The 20,730-nt window shown below is 39.4% G+C and carries 20 protein-coding genes; 7 read left to right on the forward strand and 13 right to left on the reverse strand.

The window, feature by feature from the left end:
• Positions 1-348: 348 nt before the first annotated feature.
• The 9 genes from CD33_RS01340 to CD33_RS01385 all read right to left on the reverse strand — a co-directional run bounded on the left by CD33_RS01340 (position 349) and on the right by CD33_RS01385 (position 7,926).
• On the reverse strand, positions 349-888 hold the full coding sequence (locus tag CD33_RS01340; protein ID WP_036197431.1) for a GNAT family N-acetyltransferase: 540 nt from the start codon (positions 886-888) through the stop codon (positions 349-351).
• Positions 889-900: 12 nt separating this feature from the next.
• Positions 901-1,716 carry a metallophosphoesterase gene (locus tag CD33_RS01345; RefSeq protein WP_036197433.1) on the reverse strand — a complete coding sequence of 272 codons (816 nt, stop codon included), beginning with the start codon at positions 1,714-1,716 and terminating at the stop codon, positions 901-903.
• Between the two features lie 420 nt (positions 1,717-2,136).
• The gene (locus CD33_RS01355; RefSeq protein ID WP_052129883.1) at positions 2,137-2,544 is read right to left on the reverse strand and encodes a Na+/H+ antiporter subunit G; all 408 of its coding nucleotides are present in this window, start codon (positions 2,542-2,544) and stop codon (positions 2,137-2,139) included.
• Entirely contained in the window at positions 2,522-2,806 is a 285-nt protein-coding gene (locus CD33_RS01360; protein WP_036197436.1) for a Na(+)/H(+) antiporter subunit F1, read from the reverse strand. The genes CD33_RS01355 and CD33_RS01360 overlap by 23 nt, the downstream gene beginning before the upstream one ends.
• Positions 2,803-3,288 carry a Na+/H+ antiporter subunit E gene (locus CD33_RS01365; RefSeq protein ID WP_036197437.1) on the reverse strand — a complete coding sequence of 162 codons (486 nt, stop codon included), beginning with the start codon at positions 3,286-3,288 and terminating at the stop codon, positions 2,803-2,805. Before CD33_RS01365 ends, CD33_RS01360 begins: the two co-directional genes overlap by 4 nt.
• 5 nt (positions 3,289-3,293) lie before the next feature.
• The gene (locus CD33_RS01370; protein ID WP_036197440.1) at positions 3,294-4,772 is read right to left on the reverse strand and encodes a Na+/H+ antiporter subunit D; all 1,479 of its coding nucleotides are present in this window, start codon (positions 4,770-4,772) and stop codon (positions 3,294-3,296) included.
• The gene (locus tag CD33_RS01375; protein WP_036197441.1) at positions 4,765-5,103 is read right to left on the reverse strand and encodes a Na(+)/H(+) antiporter subunit C; all 339 of its coding nucleotides are present in this window, start codon (positions 5,101-5,103) and stop codon (positions 4,765-4,767) included. The genes CD33_RS01370 and CD33_RS01375 overlap by 8 nt, the downstream gene beginning before the upstream one ends.
• 1 nt (position 5,104) lies before the next feature.
• Entirely contained in the window at positions 5,105-5,527 is a 423-nt protein-coding gene (locus tag CD33_RS01380; RefSeq protein ID WP_036197442.1) for a Na(+)/H(+) antiporter subunit B, read from the reverse strand.
• Positions 5,524-7,926, reverse strand: coding sequence for a Na+/H+ antiporter subunit A (locus tag CD33_RS01385; protein WP_036197443.1), 2,403 nt, complete (start codon positions 7,924-7,926; stop codon positions 5,524-5,526). The genes CD33_RS01380 and CD33_RS01385 overlap by 4 nt, the downstream gene beginning before the upstream one ends.
• Before the next feature lie 315 nt (positions 7,927-8,241).
• Here CD33_RS01385 and CD33_RS01390 point away from each other — a divergent pair, with 315 nt between their 5' ends.
• Positions 8,242-8,919 carry an adenine nucleotide alpha hydrolase family protein gene (locus tag CD33_RS01390; RefSeq protein WP_036197444.1) on the forward strand — a complete coding sequence of 226 codons (678 nt, stop codon included), beginning with the start codon at positions 8,242-8,244 and terminating at the stop codon, positions 8,917-8,919.
• A gap of 142 nt (positions 8,920-9,061) precedes the next feature.
• The gene (locus CD33_RS01395; protein WP_036197447.1) at positions 9,062-9,766 is read left to right on the forward strand and encodes a DUF421 domain-containing protein; all 705 of its coding nucleotides are present in this window, start codon (positions 9,062-9,064) and stop codon (positions 9,764-9,766) included.
• A gap of 48 nt (positions 9,767-9,814) precedes the next feature.
• On the opposite strand, the gene CD33_RS01400 is transcribed toward CD33_RS01395, so the two are convergent.
• Entirely contained in the window at positions 9,815-10,759 is a 945-nt protein-coding gene (locus CD33_RS01400) for a carbohydrate kinase family protein (protein ID WP_036197449.1), read from the reverse strand.
• 145 nt (positions 10,760-10,904) lie between these two features.
• On the opposite strand from CD33_RS01400, the gene CD33_RS01405 reads away from it, so the two are divergent.
• The 4 genes from CD33_RS01405 (at position 10,905) to CD33_RS01420 (ending at position 14,963) form a co-directional block, all read left to right on the forward strand.
• A complete protein-coding gene (locus CD33_RS01405) occupies positions 10,905-11,477 on the forward strand; it encodes a GNAT family N-acetyltransferase (protein WP_036197450.1) in 573 nt (190 codons plus the stop codon).
• Between the two features lie 18 nt (positions 11,478-11,495).
• Entirely contained in the window at positions 11,496-12,389 is an 894-nt protein-coding gene (locus tag CD33_RS01410; RefSeq protein ID WP_036197453.1) for an EamA family transporter, read from the forward strand.
• Positions 12,390-12,507: 118 nt separating this feature from the next.
• The gene (argH, locus tag CD33_RS01415) at positions 12,508-14,025 is read left to right on the forward strand and encodes an argininosuccinate lyase (RefSeq protein WP_036197455.1); all 1,518 of its coding nucleotides are present in this window, start codon (positions 12,508-12,510) and stop codon (positions 14,023-14,025) included.
• Entirely contained in the window at positions 14,022-14,963 is a 942-nt protein-coding gene (locus tag CD33_RS01420) for an N-acetylglucosamine kinase (protein WP_036197457.1), read from the forward strand. The genes argH and CD33_RS01420 overlap by 4 nt, the downstream gene beginning before the upstream one ends.
• Positions 14,964-15,118: 155 nt before the next feature.
• Here CD33_RS01420 and CD33_RS01425 read toward each other — a convergent pair whose 3' ends face one another.
• The 3 genes from CD33_RS01425 to CD33_RS01435 all read right to left on the reverse strand — a co-directional run bounded on the left by CD33_RS01425 (position 15,119) and on the right by CD33_RS01435 (position 19,128).
• Positions 15,119-16,372, reverse strand: coding sequence for a DUF5050 domain-containing protein (locus CD33_RS01425; protein ID WP_036197459.1), 1,254 nt, complete (start codon positions 16,370-16,372; stop codon positions 15,119-15,121).
• Positions 16,373-16,447: 75 nt separating this feature from the next.
• Complete coding sequence (locus tag CD33_RS01430) at positions 16,448-16,843, reverse strand: YkvA family protein (protein ID WP_036197460.1); 396 nt, start codon at positions 16,841-16,843, stop codon at positions 16,448-16,450.
• Positions 16,844-17,388: 545 nt separating this feature from the next.
• The gene (locus CD33_RS01435) at positions 17,389-19,128 is read right to left on the reverse strand and encodes an ABC transporter ATP-binding protein (RefSeq protein WP_036197463.1); all 1,740 of its coding nucleotides are present in this window, start codon (positions 19,126-19,128) and stop codon (positions 17,389-17,391) included.
• Between the two features lie 150 nt (positions 19,129-19,278).
• Here CD33_RS01435 and CD33_RS01440 point away from each other — a divergent pair, with 150 nt between their 5' ends.
• Positions 19,279-20,715 (forward strand): ABC transporter permease, encoded by a 1,437-nt coding sequence (locus CD33_RS01440; protein WP_036197465.1) that lies wholly within the window; start codon positions 19,279-19,281, stop codon positions 20,713-20,715.
• The last annotated feature ends 15 nt before the right edge of the window (positions 20,716-20,730 follow it).

The following is a 20,730-nucleotide window of genomic DNA, read 5'->3' on the forward strand; positions in this document are numbered from 1 at the left end:
TCTGTTGGTTATCAGCAAATTTTAATAGTGGGCTATGTCAATACACCTCATATGCGTTACATTGCAAAGTAATATATTGATTTAATCAAAGGGAGCCGTCCAATAAAACGGCTCCTCCAGACTGTTGACAAACGCTTTCATCCTGCGTTGGTTGTCTCGTTCGTCCCCTCATGAACGTAATGTTCTATTCGGGTCTTCACTCAACTGCCCGCCTTGTCTGCCAAGCGTTTTCAAGACAGTCTGGTAATTTTTCATTGAAGAAAATAGCCTAAAAAAACGTGTAGACAAAGTCGAGGATCGACTTTGTCTACACTCTGAAGGAGCCGTCCAATAAAACGGCACTTCTTATTAATTCCATTCATCCCGCAACATGCCATATACAACATGATCTACGTAATGGTCATACAGCCATTCGGCACTACGGATGGTTCCTTCCTCTTTAAAACCTAATCGTTTAGGGATGGTGCGACTTTTATCATTTTCTGCAGCTACATGAATCTCCACTTTATTTAGCTCATATTCTTCAAAAGCAATTTTGACGATCGCCTTTGCCGCTCTTGTCATGATACCTTTGCCTTGGTAAGCTTCGTCCAGCATATAGCCCACGTAAGCAGTTTGGTTAGCCTTGTTAATTTTATTAAAACCGATTTTTCCGACAATTTTCCCTTTATAAACAATGGCCGTATCCAGCCCTTCATTCGTTAAAAACAATAGTAAATTGTTCTTGATGTTGGTCTTCGTATCTTCCACTTTCATTGAATGGTCTAGCCAGCCAAGCCATCTTCGCAAATGTGCCCGAGAAGCGTCGATCATTTGGAAGATTTCTTCTGCATCCCTTTCCGTAACTAGCCTTAAATTAATTTCCTCATCAACAGGATACATAAACATGAGTCCATCCCCTTACTTCGATTTTAGCTCCACTACGACCAGTTGAGGCAGATTGAATATCCGGAAAGGCACCGTACTATTTCCCAACCCTCTACTGACATTCATGGATGTTTCGCCATCTTCAAATATCCCGGCAGTGTATTTCGGGAAATACCCCTGTCCAGGTGCTACAAGCCCTCCAACAAAAGGAAGTCGGATTTGCCCGCCATGCGCATGCCCCGAAAACACGAGGTTAATATTGTTTGCGACGTAAGTATTGAATTTCTCAGGTCTGTGTGCCAACAAAACAGTAAGGTTCTCCCGATCCACATCACTTAAAGCCGTACTTAGCATATCCTGTGTTTCATGGCCATTAAGGGGATCTTCAATTCCTATTATCGAAATCTGTTCCCCACCTCGCTCTATGGTTGTTGATGTATTGGGAAGGACATGGACACCCAGTGCCTTCAATGCTTCATATATTTCTTGAACTTTGTTGGTGGCCACCTCATGATTTCCGATTACGTAGTAAACATCTGCCATTTCCACAAATTCCCTTACAGCTTGTAAGCTCTGTTCTAAATTATATCGATTGCTGTCAATGACATCGCCTGTAAGGAAAATTACCTCGGGATCCGTAGCCTCGACTTTTTTCACAAGTGATTCTTGATGGTTTCCAAACAAAGCATCGTGTAGATCCGAAACTTGGGTAATCCGAAAACCATCAAAGCTTTCCGGAACCTTTTCCGATTCAAAAACATGCTCATCCGTAACGATCCAATGATTATTTATATATAAAAATAGATAGATTGCAATTATAAGTAGGAATAATTTAAACAGTTTTTTCAAAGCGCTCGCTCAATTCATTTAAAAGATTATAGGTAAAACCGCAGCTCACCCTCATCAATAATAGTAACATGGTTTGGAACAATCAAGTAAAGAAACGTTGAACCTGTTACAGAATTGTTAACTATGTCACTTTAAAAGTCCATAGCATATAATTTCATACTGTGTATCTATATTTTTGAATCGAACCTACTGCTCATTTGTTAGGTGGTGCGATTGAGTACTCGAACTCAGCAAAAATCTTATCCACAAGCCCAAAGTACAATGACCACTTTCTTCATTTTCTCCACAGCTTTATCCCAAGAAGTTGAACTTGTCCACATGAAAACTAGTAATTTCACCTTAAAATACTTAAAAAGTTATCCACAAACAAAAAAACATCCACTTTTTAATGTGAAAGTGAATGTTTTTCCTTGTGGATAACTATTTATCCCCTGATTCTTCATTTAATATTTGTGCTGTTGTGGTAGTCGCGATATCACCGTCGAATAGAATAGCCTTCAGCTCATCTTCCCCGGAGTTTTCCGCTAACGGCACCCGGGAGCGATAAGCTGCTCGGCATATTAGATGTCCAGCTACAGGGGCCGTGATAAAGACAAATATAATACCCAAGATCAACCGGATACTTACATATCCATCATGGCTCCAAAAATAAATAAACGCACCTGATAAACATGCCAAAACGGCCAACGTCGAACTTTTCGTTGCTGCATGTGATCTTGTATAAACATCTGGCAACTTAATAAGTCCAAACGCACTGATTACGCTGATGATGGAGCCAAATAAAACAAGCAACACTGCCACCCATTCAAGAATCTCCTTTACGGTCAACGATAATCCCCCTCTCGATATACTTCGAAAAGGCGATTGTGCCAATGAAGGCCAATATGCCCAATATTAATATGGCTTCTAAAAACGCTTTAGTTGATAAGACGATGGAAACAATGGCTATTGCAGAAATCAAGTTTACTCCGATTGTATCCAATGCGATGGCACGATCTGGCATGGATGGTCCTACAATTACGCGATATAGTAGCAAAGCTATGGCAATCATGAAAAACGTTAGTGCCAATAATAAGATGGTTTCTTTCATCTATCGGTCACCTCCAAAATAGCTTTTTCAAACTTCCCCATCGATCGAATAATAGATTCTTTCGACTCCTCTAAATCCATAGCGTGTATATAAAAGACATCTCCACTTTCCGATACCTCCATCACCACAGAGCCCGGTGTAAGCGTTAAAAGCAATGCTAAAGCGGTAACCTCCCACTCTCCCTTTAAGCTCGTTCTATAGGTAAAAATCCCGGGTGTAATTTGAAGATTTGGTGTCAACACTTGTTTTATAACCAAATAGCTCGATGACAATAGCTCTTTTATAAACAGCAAAATTAAATATAAAATCTTTATTACTTTTCGAAGATAAAATTGAGTACCGAAAAAGCGATGCATTACATAGAGGATTCCAATCCCTACAACGAAGCCGGTAAAGAAGGTCGTTAGTTGCGGAACTGGTTCATCGACTAGTAAGAGCCACAAAAGTGCAAGAAATAAATTCAATAAAAACTGTGCGAACAACTACTTCACCCCTTTAATATGGCATCAATGTAGATTGATGGATTCATTAATGTTCTTGCCGCATCCTTTACATAAATGGCTATAGATTCTGCCCCGACTCCCACATAAACAATCGAAATGGCCAGTAAAACGAAAGCTAGGTATGCGCCTTTAGGAATTGGCTTGCGATCCTCAAAACTGATTGTCGACTCACCAAAGAAGGACGCAAGGAAAATTCTCAGCAGCGAATATAGGACGATGATGCTTGAAGCAAAGCTTAGTGCAAGTAAAACATAGGAGCCCGTTTCTATCGCTCCCTGTCCAATCAACACTTTACCCATAAATCCACTAAGTGGTGGGATTCCCGCCAGTGCCAGCATAACAAGGAAATAAATCCAGCCAAATAAGGGATAGTTTTGTATCAGTCCATTCATTTTCTTCACAATAGACTCGCCACTAACAAAGAACACCATACCGACCAATAAAAATAAGAGCGCTTTCGCCAACATGTCGTGAATTAAATAATAGATCGCCCCTGTCAATGAAGCCTCTGTCCCTACGGCCAAGCCTATCAAGATAAACCCGACACCGATGATGACGTTATATGTAGCAATCGTGTAGATATCCCGCCCTGCTAGCGCCCCCATGCATCCTGCAATGAGAGTAATACCTGCCATAACACCAATTATCGTATGTGTTACATCTTGGTTCAACGGGAACATCAGCGTGAAAGTACGAATAAGGGCATAGATTCCCACTTTTGTTAATAGAGCTGCAAAAAGTGCTTGCACAACGGTCGGTGGCACACTATATGACCCTGGCAGCCAGAAAAATAGGAGTAATCCCGCTTTTAAACTAAACACGACCAAAAACAGAATGGCTACTGTCGTTAGCAGTGGATCCTGCCCTGCTTCAGCTACACGCACTGCGATATGTGCCATATTCAACGTCTTGACTGTGCCGTATAAAAAGGCTAGGGCAATCAAGAACATCCAAGAAGCCACAACATTAATGAGCACATATTTCAGTGACTCCCGTAATTGTTTTTTTCTTCCGCCCAGGGCTACCAACACATACGAGGCTAGCAGCATAACTTCGAAACAAACAAATAGATTGAAAATATCGCCAGTCAAGAATGAACCATTAACACCGGCAATCAAAAATAGTACAAATGGATAAAAGAACATCTTTTCGTGTCGATCCCCTATTGTGGAGAACGCATAGAGTAAACAAATCGACGTTATGATACTTGCAGTTAAAACCAAAATAATCGAAAATGAATCCCCTACAAAAAGAATACCAAACGGGGGCAGCCAACCACTGAAATCCAGTCGCAGGATTCCTTCGGTTTGCACAGTGTTTAGCAACAGAAACGAAATGATGCTTATGAACACCATCGTAACTATACTGATGATTCGTTGCAGGATAACTTGTTCACGCAAAAAAACGAGAATGACTGCAGTAATGATTGGAATAATTAATGGCAAAACGAGTAAGTTATTCATCAGACATTCCCCTCAATTCCTGTAAATCGTCAGAACCGTTCGTTTTGTATGTTCGATAGGCCAAAACGAGTAGAAATGCTGTTGTAGCAAAGCTAATTACAATGGCTGTTAATATCAACGCCTGTGGCAAAGCATCGGTAAAAGGTCCTTCTGATTGACTAAGTAGTGGGACAACCCCTTTCTTCAGGCCGCCCATGGTCAAAATAAGTAAATGAACAGCATGTGACAATACGGCTGTCCCTAAAATAACGCGGATTAAATTTCGAGAGAGGATTAAATAGGTGCCAACTGTAACAAGAACACCAATTAATATCATGATCAATGATTCCATACTACTCATCCTCACTTATACTCAAAATAATCGTTACAAGCGTGCCGATGACGGTTAATGCAACGCCTGCTTCAAAAATGGTAACTGTCGTTAAATGTTTCTCGCCTATTACCGGGAAAGTAAAATACGCATCTGTTTGGGATAAAAATGGTGCATCGAAAAAGATGGCTCCTATCGCTGAACCCGTGGCTAAAAGTACACCCAAGCCTGCTACTTTTTTAAAGTCAAAAGGCATTTTCCTATGAACCGTTTCAAGATCATACGTAATGTAAAGAAGCACAATCCCCGAACCCAGTACAAGACCTCCTATAAAACCGCCACCTGGTGCATTATGTCCAGAGAAGAAGAGGTACACTCCGAGGGTCAAAATAATGAAAACTACACCCTTAACGACAGTTCTTAAGATGACATCATTAATTTTCAAGTGTCCGCATCCCCCTTCTTCGCTGCTTTTAGTTTAATAAGCGTATAAACACCTAAACCGGCGATAAAAAGAACAACCACTTCCAGCATCGTATCAAAAGCACGGAAGTCCCCAAGAATCGTATTGACTATATTTTTACCACCAGCAAGCTTATATGAGTCTTCGAAATAAGTAGATATCGATTCAAACTTCTCATAGTTGATGACTGCCAATCCAATCAGCGTCACTGTAGAGCCTACCAGAATAGAAATAAGCCCATTAGATACTTTTACACGTTTGGAAGACTGCTCCGGCTTTAATTCCGCCAAGTATTTAAAGCAAAGTAAATATAATGCAGTTGTGACAGATTCAACGACAAGCTGTGTAAGGGCTAGATCTGGTGCCCTGAATATAACAAAAAAGAATGCAATGCCGTAACCTAATACGCCGTTTAATAATACGGCCGTAATTCGAGACTTCGCAAATAGTAGCGCGAAGCTTGCGAAAATCATGACGAATATCAGAAGTAATTCAAAGTTTTCAACAGGTGCATCCAAGCTCGGGTTCCAGGTGAAAGCCTCCAGAAGCAAAAAGGTGCCCGCAACAATTACTACAAAGCTGATATATATATAAATAAAGTAATGCATTAGATTACCGTTCATATATCGTTTAGTCATATTTTCAGACATATTCTCGCTCGAGGAGATGATTCTTTCATACATCGCATTGAGTGTCCAATACTGAGGGAATATGCGGTAAATCTTAATCCAATATTTCATGTAGCGATATAATAGAAGCCCCAAAACAATAACGCCGATTGTCATATACAACTCTATATTGAATCCATGCCAAGCATGGATATGTGGCGTCATTTCAGCAACCGGGAATGTTGGATAGACACTGGCCATGGCAGGTCTCAAAATATACTCTCCCAAAATATTCGGGAAAAAGAAAATTGTAATTACCAATCCGATTAGAACAAATGGGGAGATTAACATACCAAATGGAGCTTCATGCGGATTCTTTTCCGCTACATCCGGCTTGATCTTGCCAAAGAACGTTTTGCTAACAATAATGACGCAGTAAACAAATGTTAAAATACTTGCTACCCAAGCAATAATCGGGATAAATATCCCGATGTTCTCGATAGAGAAGATATCCAGTTCCGTAATTGTCACTGCAGCAGCAAAGAACATCTCTTTACTTAAGAAACCATTGAAAGGCGGTAACCCGGCCATGGAAAAACAGCCGATTAAGGCAATCGTGAATGTAAATGGCAGAATCGACATTAACCCACCAAGACGCCTTATGTCACGTGTTCCTATCTCATGATCGACAATTCCGACCATCATAAATAGTGCACCTTTAAAGGTTGAGTGGTTAATTAGATGGAAAAGAGCAGCAAATGTTGCTTGCGTATAGATGATAGAGCTTGTTGAGTAGCCTAAATGGACCGCAGCGGAACCCAGTCCCAATAAACTCATGATTAAGCCGAGTTGGCTAACTGTGGAGAATGCTAAGATCGCTTTTAAATCGTACTGTCGAACTGCATTGAACGATCCCCAAAACAGCGTCATTAACCCGACTCCCGTCACCGCCCAAAACCAAACCATCTCTCCGCCAAAAACAGGTGTAAAACGTGCAACTAAATAAATACCAGCCTTCACCATTGTTGCAGAGTGCAGATAGGCACTGACGGGTGTTGGAGCTTCCATTGCATCCGGGAGCCAAATATGAAACGGGAACTGGGCGGATTTGGTAAATGCACCTAGTAATATCAAGACAAGGGCCGGAATAAATAATGCATGTTCACTGATCTGGTTAACATCCGCTATAATTTCTCTAATGCTGAATGTTCCAGACATCGTATAAAGCATCAGGAATCCAACCAGCATGGCTACGCCACCCGATACGGTGATTGTCATGGATTTACGGGCACCTGCCCTTGACGCTTTGCGGTGATGCCAAAATGCGATTAAGAGGAAGGACGATACACTCGTTAATTCCCAAAATGCATAAAGCACCATTAAATTATCCGAGAATACAACGCCTAACATTGCCCCCATAAAGAGCAATAAATAACAATAGAAATGATGAAGTGATTCTTTCATCGATAGATAAAAATTGGAATACAATATCACTAAACTTCCGACACCGGTTATTAATAAGCTAAAGATCAGGCTTAAGCCATCTATATACGTCGTGAAATTTATATTGAATGAGGGGATCCACTCAAAAGTATGGGAAACGGTTTTCCCATTTGCTATATGAGGGATATATGTAGTCAGAATAAGGAATAAACTAACGGGAACTACGAGAACGACCCAACCTATAAAACTTCTTTGCAGTCGCCTATAAAACAAGGGAATCAGTGCTGCCATAATAAACGGAGTTAGTATGATGGCAATTTCAATTGTCACAAGCTAATACCTCCTAAATTTGTAACATAGCTCGAATTTAACGAATTCGCTCTATCCTCTTGACTTGCAAAATTACTCACTTCATAATAATGTGTCATAAAGAAGTTAAATTCCAAAGTCTTAACTATTTTACAAATATGTCAATTTTAATGTACTTTTCGCAAAAAGTATTAAATATTACAATAGTAAGTATACATTAGGAACGGATGAGATGCACTCAATTCGCATTTACTTTTGCTTATTTATACAGTCTTTTGCTTAAAGATAAATAGTATATTTTAATAACAAACTTATATTAAGAGGAGCAAACTATCAATGAAGCATGTGAAGAGAATGGATGAAAGTATTTTAGTTTGTGTTTATTACGGACTTAATGGCGAGCGTCTTATTCGTAGAGGGCATAAACTTGCGACGTTACTAGATTGTCCGCTTTATATATTAACCGTTGACGCTAAGCCGCTTGATGCTTTTGATGCTGAAAAGTCAGGCTATATTGAAAGATGGTCCGAACTATCTAGAGAATTAGAGGTAGAAGAATTTATCATTCGGGATAACGAAAAACACCCAATTCAAAAAGTAGTTGCAGAGATTGCGCGTGAAAAAAATATCACCCAAATAATTGTTGGACAAAGTGCTCAAAGCAGGTGGGAAGAGATTACAAAGGGTTCATTTTTGAATGTTTTACTTAAAGAAGTCCCTTTTGCCGATTTCCACATTGTTGCCGTGAAGCGTCCCGTTGATGAGGAACATGAAACATTTGAAAAAGGTGTACGTGCATATGTCGTCCAGGATCTAGATAACTATAAAATCGTATTCACATGCCCAAAATCAGTATCCATCGAAGGAATCTTCTTTAAAGAACTTGGAACAGACTTTGACAATGGTATTTTTAAGTTCTCCCATCAAAATAAAATGAACGAAGTCAGGATAAAAGAAGGCCTAGTCACGAATCCGCACCTCATACATTCGATCTACGGCGTTTCAAACATCTAAATAAAATTTCACAGAACTGCACCCCAAAGGCTAGAAGGAATTCTAACCCTTGAGGTACAGTTTTTTTATTTCCACATCCGTCAATCTGCATACAGTACCTTCCTTCCGCCCATGATAGAACTATAGCGAAAGGAGAATTATCATGGACGGTTTTAGTAACATTCATGTCGGGGAGACACTCTTAAGGTCAATACTCTCCTTCTTTACGATACTGGTTTTGGCTCGCATTATAGGAAAAAAACAACTTAGCCAATTAACCTTTTTCCATTATATTACCGGGATTACAATCGGGTCCATTGCGGCTGAAGTTTCTACCCAGCATGACACCGACTATTGGGATGGTTTTTTGGCACTGATTTGTTGGACTCTCCTTACTCTTTTAATTAGTTTTCTAACCTTGAATTTTTCAAAGATCCGAATACTCATTGATGATCGGCCGACGATATTAATTCAAAATGGAACAATTTTAAAAAAAGGCATGAAGAAGGCACGTATCCATACAGATGAGCTCGGAATGTTATTGAGGGAACAGGGTATTTTTTCCTTCAACGAAGTCCATTACGCAATTTTTGAAACAAATGGAGAACTTAGCATATTAAAGAAGCCTTCCTTCGCAAATGCAACAAAACCGGATGTCGGTGCAGACCTCTCCCTCCCATGCCATTTACCTACAGAGATTATCAGAAGTGGAAAAATAGTAAGAAAAAATTTAAAGGAACTCAATCTTTCTGAAAAATGGGTCATGGATAATTTAAAAACTAAAAATGTCGATATTAAAGACGTATACATCGCCCAGGTGCTTCAAGATAACTCACTGTACATTAGCTTAAACAGTCAAGACAACTAATCCCCCAACTAAAAAAACCGGCAGCATCAAGTGCTGTCGGTTTTACTATTAAAGCCATTCTTTTATTTCATCATAATGCGGCAAGGCAGTTAATGCACCAGCTTTTGTTGCAGCAAATGCTCCCAATCGGTTTCCGAAGCTTACACATTTCACTAATTCTTCATTGGTTGTCGGTAATCCGTTGAAGTGGACAAAGCGCAGCACACCGGCCATAAACGCATCCCCCGCTCCAGTTGTGTCAACTGCTTCTACCTTTTGAGTCGGGACGTGGATGGTTTCACCATTCAACACTGCATAAGCACCATCCGCTCCCACCGTGATTAGCACAATTGGAACCAGATACTGATTTAATATCTCGATTCCTTCTTGAATGCTATTAGTTTGTGTTAGGAAAAACAGCTCTTCGTCAGTTAATTTTAATATATGTGCATCTTCGAAAAAAGAGGTGATTGTTTCACGGCAGATATCTTCGCTGCTCCAGCGCAGAGGACGGATATTGGCATCAATTGCAATGACTACCCCTTTATCCTTGGCCATTTCCACAGCTCTTCTTGTAGTTGCAAGTGCTGTTGGATGAAACATTGTTCCGGAACACACATTAAATACAGAAGCTTTTTTAAACGCTCCTTCATTTAGCTGCTCTGGCTCAACTTGCAAATCTGGCGCCTCATCAACGTAATCTTTGAAAATGCGCTCACATTCTTCAGTTAGATGAACATATACGCCACTGACACGTTTTTCGGGTGTAATAATGGCGAAATCCATATTTACGCCTTCAGTTTTAAGTTCATTTCGTACAAATTGTGAAATTTCATCATCACCAGTTATTGTGATCAGGGATGATGGAGCACCGATTCTACTAATTCCTGCTGCTACATTTACTGTTGCACCACCAAGAAATGTTGTAAATGATGTATTTGTTCTATCATTAGCTATATAATCAACAAAAGCGTCACCGTATACTAATACGAAATCTTTATTATACTCACTCATGAGTTGTTAGGCCTCCGAATTTTTACTTAACTCAGCGTAACACAAAATTTATGTAATCTTAAAATTTAAAACTATTCAGACAGGTGAAAAGGACATATCTTCCTTCAAGAATTTGTTATAATTTTTATGAAAGGAAAGATGACTCATGACATTTTACATAAGAAAAGCTATATTAGAGGATGGTCCTCAAACCGCCCCTTTAATTTACGAAGCTATTGGGGATATTGCAAACCGTCTGACAGGTGAAACTGAAATTACCCAAATAATATCCGCTCTTGAGGTGCTCTTTGGAAGAACAGACAATCGGCATTCTTACTTAAATACTTATGTTGCAGAAAATGAAGGATCAAAGGAGATCTTAGGTATACTAGTTTCGTATAGCGGACAAGTTGGTTCAGAGCTGGATGTCAAATTGCAGCGATGGCTTGAACAAAAAAATGGACCTATCACTATGATTGATGCGGAAGCACATCCTGACGAATACTATGTAGATACGGTATGTGTAGCCGGTCATGCACGCGGATTAGGCATAGGTACAGCACTTTTGCAATATGCAGAGCAAGTCGCACTACTGGAAGGGTATTCAAAAATCGCTTTAAATGTTGAGGCAAAAAAGGTGAAGGCCCAAAAATTATATGAACGACTGGGCTATGTTGTTACAGAGCCCTGGACAATTATCAACGAACCATTTTTTCATATGGTCAAAACAATTAATTAGAAATGCAGGTAATACATCATGAAATTACAACTTTTATATCCATTGCTAATCGTTATCGCATCGAGCAGTTATGGCTTATTATCAACCATCATTAAAGTAGCGATGGGGCACGGATTCACATCTAACGAGGCTGTATCCAGCCAATATATTATTGGATTTATATTGGCATTGGTTTTATTTCTTTTCACACAAAGAAAATTACCAAAAATAAATAAATCCGGAATCATCACAATCGTATCGGCGGGTGCCATTACCGCTACTACCGGGATGGTTTATGGATTAGCCTTAAATTATGTAACCGCATCACTTGGTGTCGTATTATTTTTCCAATTTACTTGGATAGGATTACTGATTGACTGTATCATCCATAAACGATTACCCAACCGTTATGAGGCGCTTTCACTTGTCTTCTTACTTGGTGGGACAATTCTGGCTGCCGGTGTACTGGATACAGATCTTTCAACAATACCATGGCAAGGCTGGGTCTATGGGTTACTGGCAGCTACAAGCTTTGCCATATTTATTCAAATTAACTCTAGACAAATTGAAGGAATGCCGACCGTCACACGTACTTTCCTGATGTCGCTTGTGGCGTTGATCATGATTTCCATTTTCTTATCACCCGAGATTATTTGGAATGGCACATTATTTAAGACAAACTTGTGGATTTTCGGAATAATATTGGGGATTTTCGGCATTATCTTGCCGATTTTACTGCTCTCTATTGCCGTACCGAAAGTAGGAGGAGCGCTATCTTCTATTTTAAGTGCCATGGAATTGCCTGTAGCAATTATTGCATCCGTCATAATATTACACGAAACTCTTACAATGTTGCAGTTGCTTGGAATTGTACTAGTGCTTGTCGGAATGGTACTGCCTACTGTCCTAGCCCAAAGAAAAAATGCCGCCTAACATTTAATAGTAGTAGATAATTATTAAGGTCGATTGAGCTTTCGAGTTGAAATCGGCCTTTTACTACTATTAGGACTGATCAGTTAGAAATACATGTTTTGTCGAAAGGCGTGTTTTTATGTTCCAGGATTATAAGAGTCGGATAAATGCGCACGAAGGAGAGCATTTCCCTTCCAATACTTACCGTCAAATCGTGCTCCAACCTGCCTTTGAAGAAGCAAAAAGGAATTTTTTAATATCAATGGTGCATACACACATTGCCCATTTATTCATGCTTGAAGAACAAAAGCTGGTGTCGGAAAAAGAAGCCAAGCAAATTGGTAAAGCGATTGCAGAGATAGACTTGAATACCTATGCACAATCCGAGTATGATCCTCAATTTGAAGACTTGTTTTTCCGTATTGAGCATCAACTAATTGAATTGGCTGGGGATATTGCTGGTAATCTTCATATTGGGCGAAGCCGAAACGATATGGGGATTGCGATTTATCGAATGACACTGCGAAAAAAACTATTAGCCTTAATGGACGAATTACTGCACCTGCGATCCTCGCTTATCATCTTTGCAAAACAACATACCGATACCATCATGATAGGGTATACCCACACACAACAAGCACAACCCACAACCTTCGCCCATTACTTAAAAGCAGTCATCGATCAATTAACAAGGGATTTTAAAAGAATGCAAGCTGCTTTTGATACCATTAACCAAAGCAGTATGGGAGCGGCAGCTTTAACAACGACTGGATTTAACATTGACCGTGAACGGATGAAGGACCTTCTTGCATTTGATGCTATTATTGAAAATGCTTGGGATGCTGTTGCTGGTGCCGATTACATTGCAGAGGCAGCCAGTGCCATACAACTTGCAGCACTTAATCTTGGCCGTACATCGCAGGACTTCCTTCAGTGGGCTACGCAAGAATTCAATGCTTTCAGTCTGGCTAACCCGTATGTTCAAGTTAGTTCCATCATGCCGCAAAAGCGAAACCCGGTATCCATCGAGCATACACGTGCTCTACTATCTTCGGTTGTAGGTGATGCCCAAACCGTCTTGCAAATGATTCATAATACGCCCTTCGGTGATATAGTCGATACAGAAGATGATCTGCAGCCTTATTTATGGCGTGCAATGGACAAATTGCGCGGAATTTATAAACTATTTGGAAGTTTAGTGGTCACAATGGAAGTGAATAAAGAACTGCTTTTAAAACGTGCTAAAAACAGCTTTGCAAATGTAACAGAGCTTGCCGACTCCCTAGTACGTTCAGAGAGGATTTCCTTTAGACAGTCTCATTGCATTGTGAGTAGCTGTATCCAAACACTTCTTGCTGAAAAAAAGGAATCCATTGAAAACCTTACTTGGGAACTAGTAAATGAAAAGTCCATTGAAGTAACGGGAAAACCCCTAAAAATTTCAAAACAACTTTTTTATAATGCTTTAAAGCCTGATTTTTTCATCAAGGTAAGATCACTGTATGGTGGACCCGCACCTGAAACCATGCATAAGTCTCTTTTGCAATCTGAACAAGCAACCACGTCAATGTCGCAATGGATTAAAGAGAAGCACGATAAAATCAATAACAGCGAAAATCAGCTTTATGAATATCTTGAAGGATGGACCAAAGAATGAAACAATCGATCATTTTAGCAGTGGACGGCGGAGCAACAAAAACAACTATTACACTACGGACAATCCAAGGGGAATGCCTTTTTGAAAAAACAACAACAGGTTCCAACTATCAAACAATCGGCGTAGATGCTGTCAGTGTGATCCTCAATGACCTACTCCACGGCGCATACCTTTCTACTAAACTTAAATCCATTGATGTAGCTGTTTTTGCCATGGCTGGTATCGATACAAAATCAGATCTCGAAATGGTTACACAGATTATTGAGCAAAGCTTGCAAAATACTCCCTTTCATATTGAAAATTTAGTTATCGAGAATGATGTTCAAGCTACCCTAATCGGTTTAGTACAAAATACTCCAGGTATGTTACTAATTTCAGGCACAGGTTCCATAGCATTTGGGACAGATGGAAGAAATAGATTTTTCCGTACAGGTGGCTGGGGGCACCGCGCAAGCGATGAAGGCAGTGGCTATTGGATAGGTCGACAAATTTTAAAGGGCATTTTTAGAGCAGAAGATGGGCTAGATTCACCAACTGTCCTCAAAAAACTAGTACTTGAGAAACTCAAGATTAATTCAGTGGACCAGCTGGTGAACTGGCTTTACCATCCAGAGTACACAAACAGCCACATGGCGAGTATCAGCTCCGTTTTGCAAGAAGCTATCTCACTCAATGATGAGAAAGCCATTCGTATAGCACAAAGTGCCGCAAATGAACTTTTTTTATTAGTTAATGCAACGCTCAAAAAACTTCATTATGATGGTGAGCCATTCACACTCCATCTAAACGGTGGAATTTTAAGGCATGACACGTATATCAGAAATGAATTGGTTCAATTTATTCACCAGGAATATCCTCATATTGCGATTGCTTTGTGCAAACATAACCCCATTGAATATATAGTGAGAAGAGCAAAATATGCATTAAAAATAAGCTGATTCCACAGAAGATGTAGCCTAAATAAATTAATCTCGGTTTATTGCTTGAGTAGGAAATCCATCTAACCATTTTCCGACCTCGCTCCCAAGCCGGCTTGAATCACAAACAAAGAGGTGTCTCAACATCTTATGAGACACCTCTTTCCATTTACTTATTATAATTCCATTTTCTTCACACCATCATCTGTAGAAAAGTATAAATAGCCTTCATCTACAAATAGGTTGTTCACTTCATCACGGTACAATATCGACTCTTCTGTACCGTCGGTTCGTATTTTGGAGAGGTAAGCCCCGTTGGAGTAGTTACTAAAGTACAACCAATCCCCAAAGCCAACAATAAATTGTGCCCTACTCTCTGTTAAGCGTGTCGATTCACCTGTATTCATATCCATTCGGTATAGGATATTATTGTCATCGACATTACTATAATAAATCAAGCCATCCTGTTCGTATGCATGATCGATTTGTGCCATAAAGTCATAATTCGTATTGGAGGCCTTTGGATAATCTACTTTAATCCAACTATGGTCTAGCTCCATTTTGTTATCATTGATTAAGAAATACTCGTAACGAACAACATTTTGACGGTCTGGCGTCGGGTCATTCCATGTTGTATCGAGATGATACCAATTGCCATCCACTTTTACTAGATTCCAAGCATGACCACCGGTATAGACTTCCCCCACAACATACTGCGTCTCAACACCTAAACCTTCCAGCATTTTTAACGCCAGCAAAGCATATCCCTGGCAAACACCTCTATGTTCTTCTAAAACGGCGTAGGCACTATGAGGGCTCGCCGTCGTGTCCTCACTATAGGCTGTCGATTTTACAATATAATCATTCACGAACTTCACTTTCTGGAAATCGGACATCTCTTCCGGTGAAACACTAGACAGGATACCTGCCACCTTTTCATTCACAATTTCCTCCTGGGCCAAATTCGTCAAGTATGTTTGATGAACTTTAATTTTGGCATCAAAACTGCTATATTCATATTCGATTGTGCGATCCGCCAGATGACCTAAAATATAATGATCGCGATTTGCTGCTTCGTTGACAGCTGTTTGAATCATCTTTTCAATGTTAGTCGTGCTTCCAACATAGTGAATCTCAAAATTCGTTTCCCATCTACTTAAATAATAGTAAAAGGCTTCTTCTAATTCTTCTTGTGTTTGGACACTATCCGGCAATTCTACATCCATGGTAATAAGGGTATCTGCTGCCGTACTTACAACGTTATCCCTTGCAGAGTTGACTGTAGCTAATACATCGGATGTCGCATCCTGTATGGTTACTTCATTTTCACCGATAAACTGTTGTGCTTCCTCCAGCCATTGGGAGCCGAAATCATACATCGGCTTTGCAAGTACTATAGCTATGACGAGAAAAGTTATTCGTATAAACAATGCACATCACCTCTACATGATTTCTAGTCCAATGTATTTTTCATTCTAATTGCTCGTTATTACCGTTTCTTATAATTAAATTTCATATTCAATAGAAGGTAGATATTTTTCCCCGAAAATCTTCTTTAAAACTTCTTGAGCTTCTTCTTTCATTTCATCTGTTATGGACGAATAAATGACTGAAATGGCCTTTGTAATAATGACGATATCGTCAGCCAAGCCTACAGCCGGCAACATGTCCGCAACCAAGTCGATTGGTAAAATGAAGTAGCCTAATACACCCAGGATCATCAATTTATGTTCCTTCGGCAATTCAGGACTCTTTAAAGCACAATACAATATGGCAACACCATTCAACACTCTAAACCCCAAATTTGCTCCATATTTTTTCAATTTATTTATAAATTTATCTGGGGAATAGTGTTTTGCCTTCCCGCTTATTGTTGTCTCCAAGTGTAAATTTTCGTTCATATAAACTCCTCCTCTATCCCATCAACAATATCTATTTCATTACTATCATTACCAATTAATAAAAAAAGTACTACACAAAAGGTTATTCTATAAAAGAAATCGTTTTCCTTTATGCATTCCCAAGGTATCAGAAGTTAAGTTTTAATTTCTTTTATCCCTTTATGGCATTCATATTGTTGTAGTTTTGTTGGATGACTCTTGTAGTTTCGGAATTTATACTTTTATCTTTATCAAATTTTATGTCTTTTAATTTGTTCGTTCAATGGAAAATTAATGAAACTGTCTATGAATCAGTGGAAGAAAAGTATTCCTTGAGGCAATAGAGGTTGATCGCCAGCTATTTTTTTAGTTACAGTCCTCTTTCATACCGAAGAGCATCAATAGAGTCTGCTAATTGTTCAAATGTCACAGTTCATTCCCTAATAATCTATTTTTTCTTCCCACTATCATATACTATATTCTCTAAACTCTATTATTATAACTACTAATAGAAATATAAATCCCTTTGAACATTATGCACTCAAAGGGATTTGATCATATGGTTTTTATTTTTTTGGAACGGCTACCCAATGGTTTGGCGATACTTCTATTAATTCCGTATTCTGAACATTATATTTGATTGCATTTGACTCTTTATCCAGCACTCTTTCCTTCTGCTTCTCGATAGCAGGGTCTGGAATCGGGATGGATTGTAGAAGTGCCTTTGTATATGGATGCTGGGGATTTGAATATAATTCCTCACTCTCCGCAAGTTCGACAATCTTCCCTCCATACATAACCGCGACTCGATCACTGATATGTTTGACCATCGATAAATCATGTGCAATGAATAGATATGTCAATCCAAGTCGATGCTGCAAGTCTTTCAACAAATCCACAATTTGCTTTTGAATTGATACATCCAGTGCGGATAAGGGTTCATCACAAACGATAAATTCGGGATCGACTGCCAATGCACGTGCAATTCCTATACGTTGACGCTGCCCGCCGGAAAACTCGTGGGGGTAACGACTTGCATGAGCTTTATTCAATCCTACTAATTCGAGCAATTCTTCTACACGTGCTCTACGTTCTTCTTTACTTTTAGCAAGGCCATGTAGATCTAGTGCTTCCCCAATAATATCCAACACTTTTTTCCGTGGGTTCAATGAAGAATAGGGATCTTGGAAAATAATCTGCATATGCCTTCTCATTGTTTTCAGCTGTTTCTTTGACAGACGTGTAATGGGAATCCCTTTATATAAAACATCTCCATCCGTTGGCTCATGTAATTGCAAAATTGTGCGGCCCGTTGTTGATTTACCGGAACCCGACTCACCTACCAGACCGAGAGTTTCACCCGGATAAATCTCAAAAGACAAGTCATCTACCGCTTTTAGCGTATCACCATGCCCTAAATCAAAATGCTTTTTTAATGATTTAATTTCAAGGAGCGGCTTGGATAAATCAAGGTTTGCACTTAACAACGGTGCTTTCTTCGGCTCCTTTTTTTCATGCAGTTTCGGCAATGCATTTAGCAAACGTTTTGTATAATCATGCTTTGGATTGTCGAATATTTCCTCCGTCGTTCCTTCTTCAACAATTTCGCCCTCTTTCATGACAATGACGCGATCACACATTCCTGCTACTACGCCTAAATCATGTGTAATCAAAATAATGGATGTACCTAACTTTTCTTGCATGTTTTTCATCAAAGTTAAAATTTGTGCTTGAATTGTTACATCCAATGCTGTTGTCGGTTCATCTGCAATGAGGAGGGATGGATTACATGCCAGTGCCATCGCAATCATTGCTCTTTGGCGCATCCCCCCCGAAAATTCATGCGGATACTGTTTATAGCGCTTTTCACTATGTTTAATCCCTACTAATTCCAGCAACTCAATCGTCTTCTTGTATGCATCCTCTTTTGACACTTGTTGATGTTTTTTTAAACTTTCAGCTATTTGTTCACCGATTCGGATTGTAGGATTCAAGGAAGTCATAGGATCTTGAAAAATCATGCTAATATGCTGCCCGCGGACAGATTCCATCTCTTTTTCCGACTGTTCGACTAAGTTCTTTCCTTGGAAATTGATCTCACCTGACTTTAAAAAGCTTGGCGGTGATGGAAGCAATCGCATGATGGACCTTGCAGTTACACTTTTCCCACTGCCGGATTCCCCAACAATTCCCAAAGTTTCCCCTTTTTCAACATGAAAGCTGATGCCTTTGACTGCCTCAAACTCCTTTTCATCACCAATGAAAGAAACTTGAAGGTCCTTCACCTCTAATAATGTATTATTCATGTTTATCTTCCTTTTAAAAAAGTAATTTCTTAGTTATATTGACATAATCGTTTCCATACTTTACTATACCACTAGGAATAGTTTAATATAGTGAGGATAATAATTCAAGGTGAAGATATCTATGTTGTTATGAAGGAAGGGGGGCAGCAGATGACACGAAGCATAAATACCCAAACTAAAAATACATCAACATTGCTTGACAGCACTTATCAGAGGCTAACAAACAGGGGAAGAATTGACGGAATTCTTTTATTTATTCTAGGGTTGCCGGTTCATATCGTAACATTTTTGTTGTTCTTCTTAAGAAAAAGCCAAAATCAATACGCTGATGCATATAAAAAAAGCGAAGAAGAATTGATTTCAAGTGGGATATTAGATACTTGGAGAAAGCAATTTTTAGAACAGGAACAAACCAAAGCAAGTTTTTTCCATGAATCTTTAACAGCTGATCAACTAAACAGAAATGTGGATTTACTTGTTCAAGGAAAGCTCCAAAAGGAAGTGGAGATACGGGTACATTCATCAGGATTAGAGAAGTATACGTATCATAACTACTTTAAACAGCTGTTGAAAAAGCGCAATTTTGTGATGGTTTCAGCTATACCCGGCATTTTGATGTATGCATTATTACTTTTATATAGTAATCCATTTGTTCAATTTATTTTCGAGCGTGTACTCCAGACAATATTCGTTATTTTGGGTGTGGCGACACTTGTATTTACCATTCTCTATATCTCGCCGTTGGATCCGGCAAGAAATATACTCGGTATCGAAGCAACACCCGAACAAATCGAAAACTTTAACCGACTTTATGGATTGGATCAACCGTATTTAACTCAATTGTGGAATTCCCTATCCGGATTATTCACCTTTGACTTGGGGACTTCCTTTGCAGGGAAAGAGGATATTGTTGCAAGTATAGCCAATAAATTTCCCGTCACCCTTAACATTGCCCTGCTTTCATTACTGATGGCAATCATCATTGCGATACCGGTCGGGATTATTTCTGCCATTCGCCCAAATTCATTCATGGATTATACATTTATGATTGTGGCGCTAATCGGGCTATCGATTCCAAGCTTTTGGCAGGGGTTAATTTTCATTTTGACCTTCTCTCTCGAGCTTAATTGGTTCCCTGCAACCTATAATCCTCAAAACTGGTTATCTCTCGTATTGCCAATAGTTGTGCTTGGTACGTCACTATGTGCCTCAATTGCAAGAATGACACGTTCATCCATGCTTGAAGTCATAAATGAGGATTACATTATCACAGCCAAAGCAAAAGGATTAAACGAAAGAAAAGTCATTTCAAAGCATGCAATTCGAAATGCAATGATACCGATCATTACTGTCATCGGGCTACTGTTTGGAGGGATGTTGGGCGGAGCTTCCGTTACGGAGAAAGTCTTCAACATTAGCGGGATCGGGAGCTACATTGTAGATAAACAATTTATACCGGATATTCCTGCAATACTGGGTGGCGTTGTTTATATCGCCATCACCATTTCGATTGTTAACTTGATTATCGACATTACTTATGCATTTTTTGATCCACGAATTCGCTCAAAAATGAAAAAGGAGGGGTAATGTGAAAGTCATATC

This window comes from Ureibacillus sinduriensis BLB-1 = JCM 15800 (assembly GCF_000772955.1).
GTDB lineage: Bacteria > Bacillota > Bacilli > Bacillales_A > Planococcaceae > Ureibacillus > Ureibacillus sinduriensis.